Raw genomic sequence first — 7,635 nt, 5'->3', positions numbered from 1 at the left:
CCTCGACCATAGTCAAAAAAAATTGCGCGTTGAGCCAGCCACAATCCCGAAGGGGCGAATGTCGGCCCTGCCCACCAGAAGCGGACGATGCCAGTGTAACGTCACCTCTCGCGGGCGGCTTCAGTTGCATTTGCGGCCCAGTTCCTCCAACGCATATTCGAGGGACCTGATTCGCGGTGGGTCGTCCGGATTCAACCTTGCCAGTTGGAGCGCCCGGACGACTTCCTGCTGCAGCTTCGGGCAATCGGACTTCGGCAGGCTACGTATCGCCTGCAGCAGGGCGACGCTCGCCTGAAATCCGATAAACGGGCGCTCGACTTCCGGATTGAGACGGTCGGCCAGCCAGGCCAACTCGCCGGCCGATGGGAATGCCTGAAGGATGGCAATTGCCGCAAGTCTGCGCCCGGCGGAGCGGCTCGCCTTCAGTTCAGGCACGGCCCCGCGCGACGTCGGCGCCAACAACTTCATCTCGTCGACGATCGCTCGCATGCGGGCGTTGCGTTCAGGACCCGACGGCAACTGCCGCCGCACCTCATCGTAGCGATTGCTCAGCACGTCGAGGGCTTCGGGAACGCGTTCGAGTTCGGCCACGAAGGTCAGCGGCGCCGGCTGGTCCGGCGCATTCTTCAGGATATCGGCGACCGCCCTCAGCAGCCCGCCGCGGGCGCGTTCGCGGAAGTCGGCGCGTTTGGGATAGACGACCCCTAGCCCGATTGTCTGGAAGCGCTCGCGAAACTTGACCACCTTCGCCAGCTGGTCGAGTTCCTCCTGGGTGCTCGGAAGCGGAATCTGCTCCTGGCAGAAGTAGAACATGATGGTCGGCCTGCCGCCCTTCTTGCGCTGCTCGAAGGCGCGTTCGAACTCGTGGATGGTGCCGCTGTCGGCATCCTTGGTCGGCGTGCCGGCACGCCGCCACATGATGCCGAAGTAGATGTCGTAGTTGAGCGGAATCTGGCCGTCGATCACCGTCTGCGGCCCGCCGACGTCGGGATACGCGTCGGTCTCGTAGTGCAGCAGCTTCAGCCGGAAATCGCGTTCGGGAGCGAGGAAGACAACCACATCGTTGATCTCGGCGATCAGACTGGCGAGCTCGCGCCGCTCCTCGACGATGTCGGATGGCGTCGACAGGAAGATCCGGATCTCGCGAGGCATCGTAAAGCAGCCTTAAAGCCCACAGCGCCCATAGGTAGTATTGCCCGATATCTCGCTATCGGTCCACGCGAAATGCCGGTGTGACTTGCGGGGTGCGGGTGACGCTAGACCGCGATAACCACGCCGTCATGGCCGGGATCGGCGCCGCCATCGAGGCCGTCATCGTGGATGCGGATGGCATGGACGGCGGCGAAGCCGAACGTGTAGGGGCTGCGCAGCACGGTATAGCCCTCGCCGTGCAGCTCGCGCTCGACCCGGCCCTGGATGCGATTGGAAATATCGATCGTGTCGGAGGTCGCCGAGAAGCGCGGCGCGCTCACCGCCTCGACCATGGTCATGTCGAAGTCCAGCGCGTTCAGGATTACGTGCAGCACGCCCATGGCGATCTGCGTCGCGCCCGGCGCGCCGATGATGAGGTGCGGCCTGCCGTCCCTGAAGACGATCGAGGGCACCACCGAGCTGAAGCGCGCCTTGCCGGGAGCGATCGAGCCGGCGCGGCCGGGCCGTGGGTCGAACACGCCCATGCAGCCGTTGTACATGAAGCCCAACCCGGGCGTGACGACCCCCGACGGCATGCCGAGCGAATGGGTCATCGAAAAGCAGTTGCCGTCCTTGTCGAGCACCGAGATGTGCGTGGTGTCCTTGGAGACGGCGCCGGGGTTGAAGCGTGGCACCTCGGCCTTCACGCGGCGCATGATCTCGCCCGCCATGGTCCTGGCATGGGACTTGGAGATCAGCCGCTCGACCGGCACCTCGACGAACTTCGGATCGCCGACATGGGCGTCCTTGTCGATGGTGGCGCGCTTCATCGCCTCGCTGACGATGCGCAGGTACTCGGTCGAATTGTGCTCCAGCGCCGCGAGGTCGAAGTTCTCGAGGATGTTCAGCATCTCGAGCAGCATGACCCCGCCGCCGGGCGGCTGGTTGGTCGAGACGCGGTAGCCGCGATAGTCGCCCCACAGGGGCGGGTTGTGCGTCGGCTTCCAGGCCCTGAGATCGTCGAGCGACAGCAAGGCCTCGTTCTTCCTCATGTCGTCGGCGATCGCCCGGGCGATCTCGCCCGAGTAGAAGACGTCGGCGCCGCCTCTGCCGATGGCGCGCAGGGTCTGGCCGTAATCGCGATTGACGACCCGGTCGCCGACCCGCTTGGGCGTCCCGTCCGGCCGACAATAGAGCGCGCGCGCAGCCGCGGTGAAGCTGATGCGCTCGTGATTGGGCGCCCGGCCGAAGGCGCCTTCGTCGCTCCACCAGTAGTGGACGTGCGGCCGCACCGTCCAGCCGCTCTCCGCCCAGGCGATCGCCGGCTCGACGATGCGAGACCACGGCAGGCTGCCATGCTCGCGGTGCGCCTCGTAGTACATCTTGAGATTGGCCGGCGCGCAGATCGACTTGTAGCCGATGTCGTTCACCCTGCCCTTCAGGATGAAGCCGTAGCCGTCACGCGCCTCGCTCTCGATCAGGTTGGCCCACATGTCGGGCCGCGCCCCGAGCGGCGCCGGTGCGTGGGCGTCGATGTAGCCATGGAACTTCTTACCGGGCAGGTAGATGCCACAGCTGCCGAAGCCGGCAATGCCGCACATCAAGGGGTCGACGACGCCCTGCACCAGCGCACAGGCAATGCCGGCATCGACGGCATTGCCGCCTTCGCGCAGGACATCCGCCCCCGCCTCCGTCGGCTCGGGCTGCGGTGCCACGATCATTGCCTTCTTCGCGAAACGCACTTCGGTCTCCCCCTGGCCGGCGGGCGCCGGCCTGTCCAGCCACCCTACTCCCGGACCCTCGACGCCGCGAAGGCCCTCCATCAGCCGTTTCCGCGCTACGGCTACGGGGCGTGTGGCAGTTCTGGGCGGGCTGGCGCTGCTGGGGAGTGGACACATCTCAATCCCTCCCCCGTGGTCGGACGTGGTCGGGGGAGGTGCCCCGTCTTACGGGGCGGAGGGGGAAGGCCGCAGACGAACTCTACGAAATTCCGACGTCGGAACTTCATAGATCTTGCGTGAAGCCTTCCCCCGGCCCTACGGGCCACCTCCCCCGATTAAGGGGGGCGAAAAAGGAGATGTGTCCACTCACTGGCAGCAGAGCTGGGGTGGAGAATGAGAGCGTGCCCCAACGCGACTGCCCTTCCGACGCCCCGAAGCGGCCGTACCTGCCGTTTCATGCTGGTCAATTTGCCGTAGTCGGGTTAGGGATGTTCTTGCGCACATGCGCATGAATGACCATGACTCGGTTAATGAATCAGGGGGTATTGTCATGATGCAATCAAGCCGCCGTTCGGCCTTGAAGCTGCTGGGGGGCGCCGCGCTCACAGCGACGGCGATGCCGGTGCTGCCGGCGATGGCACAGACCGATCTCGTCGTGCCGAACACTTATCAGAACTTCAAGCGCGGGACGATCCACAGCCTCCATCCCGAGAGGCGCATCTTCAACATCATCTGGGAGGATCTGGGCCGCGTGAAGATGCGAGCCGCCGACCTCGTCACCAACTATCCGTCGCTCAAGGTCGGCAACATCGTCGACACCCATTGGTACGACTACCTGGACTTCCTGATCGCCAAGAAGACTCCGGCGACCGTGGCCCAGGGCAAGGCGATGATCGCCAAGGGTGCCCGCCTCCAGGGTATCCCGGGCGCCCAGGAGCCGATCAGGCTCTGGGGCATGGACGGCATGGTCACCAAGGTCGATCAGGGCGCCGGCGTGCTGTACATCGTCAACGCGTCGGCCGGTTTCCCCGAGGAGCCGTCGCCCGACAGCGGCGAGGTCATTCAGCTGCCGCCGGTCCGCACCGACGCCGGAAAGAGCGCCCTCGCCGGCATCAAGCCGGGTGATGTCGTCACGACGGTGTGGAGCCAGCAGACGGCGATCAAGGCCACCGTCATCCGCTAAAGTGCAGGCTATCCCCCAAGGGCCCCAGGACCGTTTGGTCCTGGAGCTCTGGGCGGGTGCGTCAGGCGTACCGATCGCGAACCGAGACTGGGGGCCGAGGAGCCATTTCCTCCTCCAGGCAATGGCGCGAGCCTTCGACATTCCTGGCCCGCCAGTCGGCGACCCGGCCGAGCGTGGCCAGGCGGCGGGCGATGTCGGCTTTTTCCGGGGCGCGCAGCCCCCGGAGCAAAGTCCTGAGTTGGAGCTTGGCGCAGAAGCTCGGGCGTCTTCGATATCGTCCATCCGAATGTCGGACTCGTGGAGCAGGAACAGCCGGGCAAAAGAGTCGATCACGGCCGCCTCCTGCCCACGGCAGGCGATGCCGTGCAGCCTTCCCAAGCCCAACCTGGACTCGCGCGGCCGCTTCGCGCTGCGCGGCCCCGGTCAACCGGTACTCGCCGCCGAAGCGCCGGAAGAGAAACCTCAATGAAATTCAACGTCCAATAGCAGGGCGAATCCAATCAGGCCGAGCTGGAAGGCGAGACCCGAAAACCATGTACATTGTCCGCATGACACGCGCAGTTCATCGCCTCACGTTCGCATCCGCTCTCCTGCTCGCCCCGCAGGCTGCTTCGGCCGCGTCCGGGCACGGCATAGACGGCTCGGCCATCGGGCTCCACTGGATCGTACCCTTCGTAGGGCTGCTGCTGTCCATTGCCGTTTTCCCGCTGTTGCTGCCGCGCTTCTGGGAGCACCACTTCGGCAAGGTGGGATTGTTCTGGTCGCTCTGCTTCGCGGTGCCCTGCCTCGTGGTCCTCGGGCCGCTGACCGTCGCTACCGATCTCGTACACGTTTTCGTGGCGGAGTACGTGCCCTTCATGATCCTGCTGTTCACGCTCTTTGTCGTCGCCGGCGGCATCCTCGTCAGCGGCAACTTCGGAGGAACGCCCAGCACGAATACCCTACTGCTGGCCGCCGGTACGGCACTGGCGAGCATTCTGGGAACGACCGGCGCGTCGATGCTCCTGATCCGTACCGTCATCCGCGCAAATGCATGGCGCCGCCACAAGGTGCACGTCTTTGTCTTCTTCATTTTCCTCGTGTCCAACATCGGCGGCTCGCTCACGCCCCTGGGCGATCCGCCCCTCTTCCTGGGATTCCTGAAGGGCGTGGATTTTCTTTGGACAGTGACGGCGCTGTTCCTGCCGATGACGGTCTGTGCCGGGCTTCTGCTTGTCCTGTTCTATTTCTTCGACCGCCGGGCCTGGCGCAGTGAAGCCCGCCATCCCTCCGAGGCGTCAGACGCGCCGATCAGTGTGCGCATCGAGGGATGGCGCAATTTCTTCCTTCTGGGCGTAGCGCTGGTCGCCATCGTCGGCAGCGGCGTGTGGGAGCCAGGCATCTCGATCCCGTTCGGGTTCGGCGTCGAACGGCCGCTGCAGGGATTGGCGCGCGATGTCATCCTGATCGGCGTGAGCATTGCATCGCTTCGGGTGACCCCGAAGCGGATCCGGATCGAGAATGCTTTCCATTGGACTCCGATGCAGGAGGTCGCGTTCCTGTTCGCCGCCATCTTCGTCACGATGGTTCCCGCGTTGGCCATCCTGTCGGCCGGCAGCAAGGGGGCGCTCGCCCCGCTGCTGGCCTTCGTGACCTCGCCGGACGGAAAGCCTGTCAACGCCGCCTACTTCTGGCTGGCTGGCGGCTTGTCGAGCTTCCTGGACAATGCGCCGACCTACCTGGTGTTCTTCAATCTGGCCGGAGGCGATCCGCAGCAGCTCATGGGACCGCTGGCGGCCACCCTCCTGGCCATCTCCGCCGGCGCCGTGTTCATGGGTGCCAACACCTACATCGGCAACGCCCCCAACTTCATGGTGAGGTCGATCTGCGAGGAGCAGGGCGTGCGCATGCCGAGCTTCTTCGGATACATGGCATGGTCGGGCGCGATCCTCTTGCCGCTGTTTCTGCTGGTGACCTTCCTCTTCTTCCTGTGACGCCCTGACGTCGCGCGGACGTCTCGGAAGCTCGTGCCTGGAGGCGCGCCCCCAGTACATGTTCATAGGAACATGTCTCCGCCCCGAGGCAGCGCAGCCGGGGGGGGGGACTATGAGAAGAGCGCACCCCTTCCCTACTGCTGTGCCGTGGCGCGGGTCCTGAGCACAACGTCAGTGTCGATCTTCGGACCGCGAGGGCGCATGCCCTCGAGGAACTGCCGCTTCTCGTCCGGCGTCAGCTCTTTCGCCCTGTTCTGCAGCCATCTGTCGAACTCCGCCCGGCAGGCGTCGTTCACCTTCACTCCGATCGCTGCCGGGTCCGACCGATGATCGTCGTAGACGGAAACGGCGCGAGCCATGCAGCCTATGTAAGCCGAGCTGAGCGCATCGACCTCGGCTTGGGCTGATTGCGCGCGCGATTGCTCCGGCGCACAGCCACAGATCGCACAGGCGATTGCAAGCACCCAGGGCTTCTTCATCGCGCCTTCTCTTTCCGCGGTTGGTCGCGGTGCGGCTCGCGCGCTAGCGAATCCGCTTCGCGACCTCCCGAGTTGCGACGACGACGATGACCGCCAGGCTGGCGCCCATGACGGAGAGCAGGGCAATCGGTATGAAAGACATGGTCATCCTATCGGCTGAAATTGGCTTCGGCAGTCACGGACCAGACGAGCGCCAGCGTGCCTACGGTCAACCAGCTCTCCATCGCCCCAGCCATCGCGACAGGGACCCCGAGTGCCGTCAGGAATTCGCCGATCATTACACACCCCCAAGCGGGCTCCGACCTGCCCGTCTGTGTGAGGTTTTTATCGGCTCGGCGTGTCTTGAGCGTATCGCGGCCCGAGGGAGGTGTATCGTCTGTGTCGCGCGACGTAGGACCGGCGCATGCTTTGTGACTGTGGACCCGAGGCACATGGAGCGCGATGAGTTGCTCATAGCTGGGAGCGCGCCACTCCGATGGCGCTCATCTTGTCGATCACACATCCCATGAGCGCCATCGGAGTGGCGCGCTCCCAGCAAAGAGGAGGTCGCTGGAGAAAGGCGAGCGCCTGAAGTGGGGCCCCTGGCGCATTTTCCCGGGGGGAGGAATCACACCCATGCTGGAGCGTGAGCCCCACAGCCGCCATTCTTCCGCGCGTCACGCACTTAGAGGCAGGTCCATGACGCCGCTCGTCGAACCATTGAGCCTGGTCATCGTCGCCATCATGTATCTGGGCGACGTCGTCTTCGCCGCCAGCGGCGCCCTTGCCGCCGCGCGTCACCGCATGGACGCCCTCGGCATCGTGCTGATCGGCGTCATCACCGGCATCGGCGGCGGCACGGTGCGCGACGTCCTGCTCAGCGAGCCGGCGTGGTGGGTGAAGAATCCCGGCGAGTTGATCCTGTGCAGCGTAGTCGCCTTCGTCATGTATTTCCTGCAGCGTTTCACCGTCGAGCGGCAAAGCCTGGTCGTCTGGGCCGACGCCCTGGGACTTGCCGCCTTCGCCGTTGTCGGCGCGCATGTCGCGGTCACGGCGGGAGCGCCGGTCGTCGTGTCGGCCTTCCTCGGCATGGTGACGGCGTGCGGCGGCGGCGTGATCCGCGACCTGCTCACCCAGACGCGCCCCATGATCCTGTGCGGCGAGATCTA

General features: G+C 65.1%; 6 protein-coding genes. 3 read left to right on the top strand and 3 right to left on the bottom strand.

Annotation, left to right across the window (positions count from 1 at the left end):
• Positions 1–120: 120 nt before the first annotated feature.
• Together AB7O82_RS35685 and AB7O82_RS35680 are read right to left on the bottom strand one after the other, a co-directional pair.
• Entirely contained in the window at positions 121–1,152 is a 1,032-nt protein-coding gene (locus AB7O82_RS35685) for a hypothetical protein (RefSeq protein WP_428553197.1), read from the bottom strand.
• Positions 1,153–1,256: 104 nt separating this feature from the next.
• Positions 1,257–2,852, bottom strand: coding sequence for a gamma-glutamyltransferase family protein (locus tag AB7O82_RS35680; protein ID WP_428553213.1), 1,596 nt, complete (start codon positions 2,850–2,852; stop codon positions 1,257–1,259).
• A gap of 550 nt (positions 2,853–3,402) precedes the next feature.
• Between AB7O82_RS35680 and AB7O82_RS35675 the strand changes: the two genes are divergently transcribed.
• Positions 3,403–4,035: a hypothetical protein gene (locus AB7O82_RS35675; protein WP_428553200.1), complete on the top strand. Its 633-nt coding sequence runs from the start codon at positions 3,403–3,405 to the stop codon at positions 4,033–4,035.
• Between the two features lie 245 nt (positions 4,036–4,280).
• The gene (locus AB7O82_RS35670) at positions 4,281–6,008 is read left to right on the top strand and encodes a sodium:proton antiporter (RefSeq protein ID WP_428553202.1); all 1,728 of its coding nucleotides are present in this window, start codon (positions 4,281–4,283) and stop codon (positions 6,006–6,008) included.
• Between the two features lie 134 nt (positions 6,009–6,142).
• Here the strand turns inward: AB7O82_RS35670 and AB7O82_RS35665 are convergent, their stop codons facing one another.
• Complete coding sequence (locus AB7O82_RS35665; protein ID WP_428553205.1) at positions 6,143–6,487, bottom strand: hypothetical protein; 345 nt, start codon at positions 6,485–6,487, stop codon at positions 6,143–6,145.
• Between the two features lie 678 nt (positions 6,488–7,165).
• On the opposite strand from AB7O82_RS35665, the gene AB7O82_RS35660 reads away from it, so the two are divergent.
• A partial coding sequence (locus tag AB7O82_RS35660) for a trimeric intracellular cation channel family protein (RefSeq protein WP_428621632.1) occupies positions 7,166–7,635 on the top strand: 470 nt, incomplete at its 3' end.

Origin of the sequence: Reyranella sp. (assembly GCF_050185545.1) — a bacterium.
Taxonomy (GTDB): domain Bacteria; phylum Pseudomonadota; class Alphaproteobacteria; order Reyranellales; family Reyranellaceae; genus Reyranella.
Note: the sequence above shows the minus strand (reverse complement) of the source record. Positions and strands in the feature narration are given on the sequence as shown.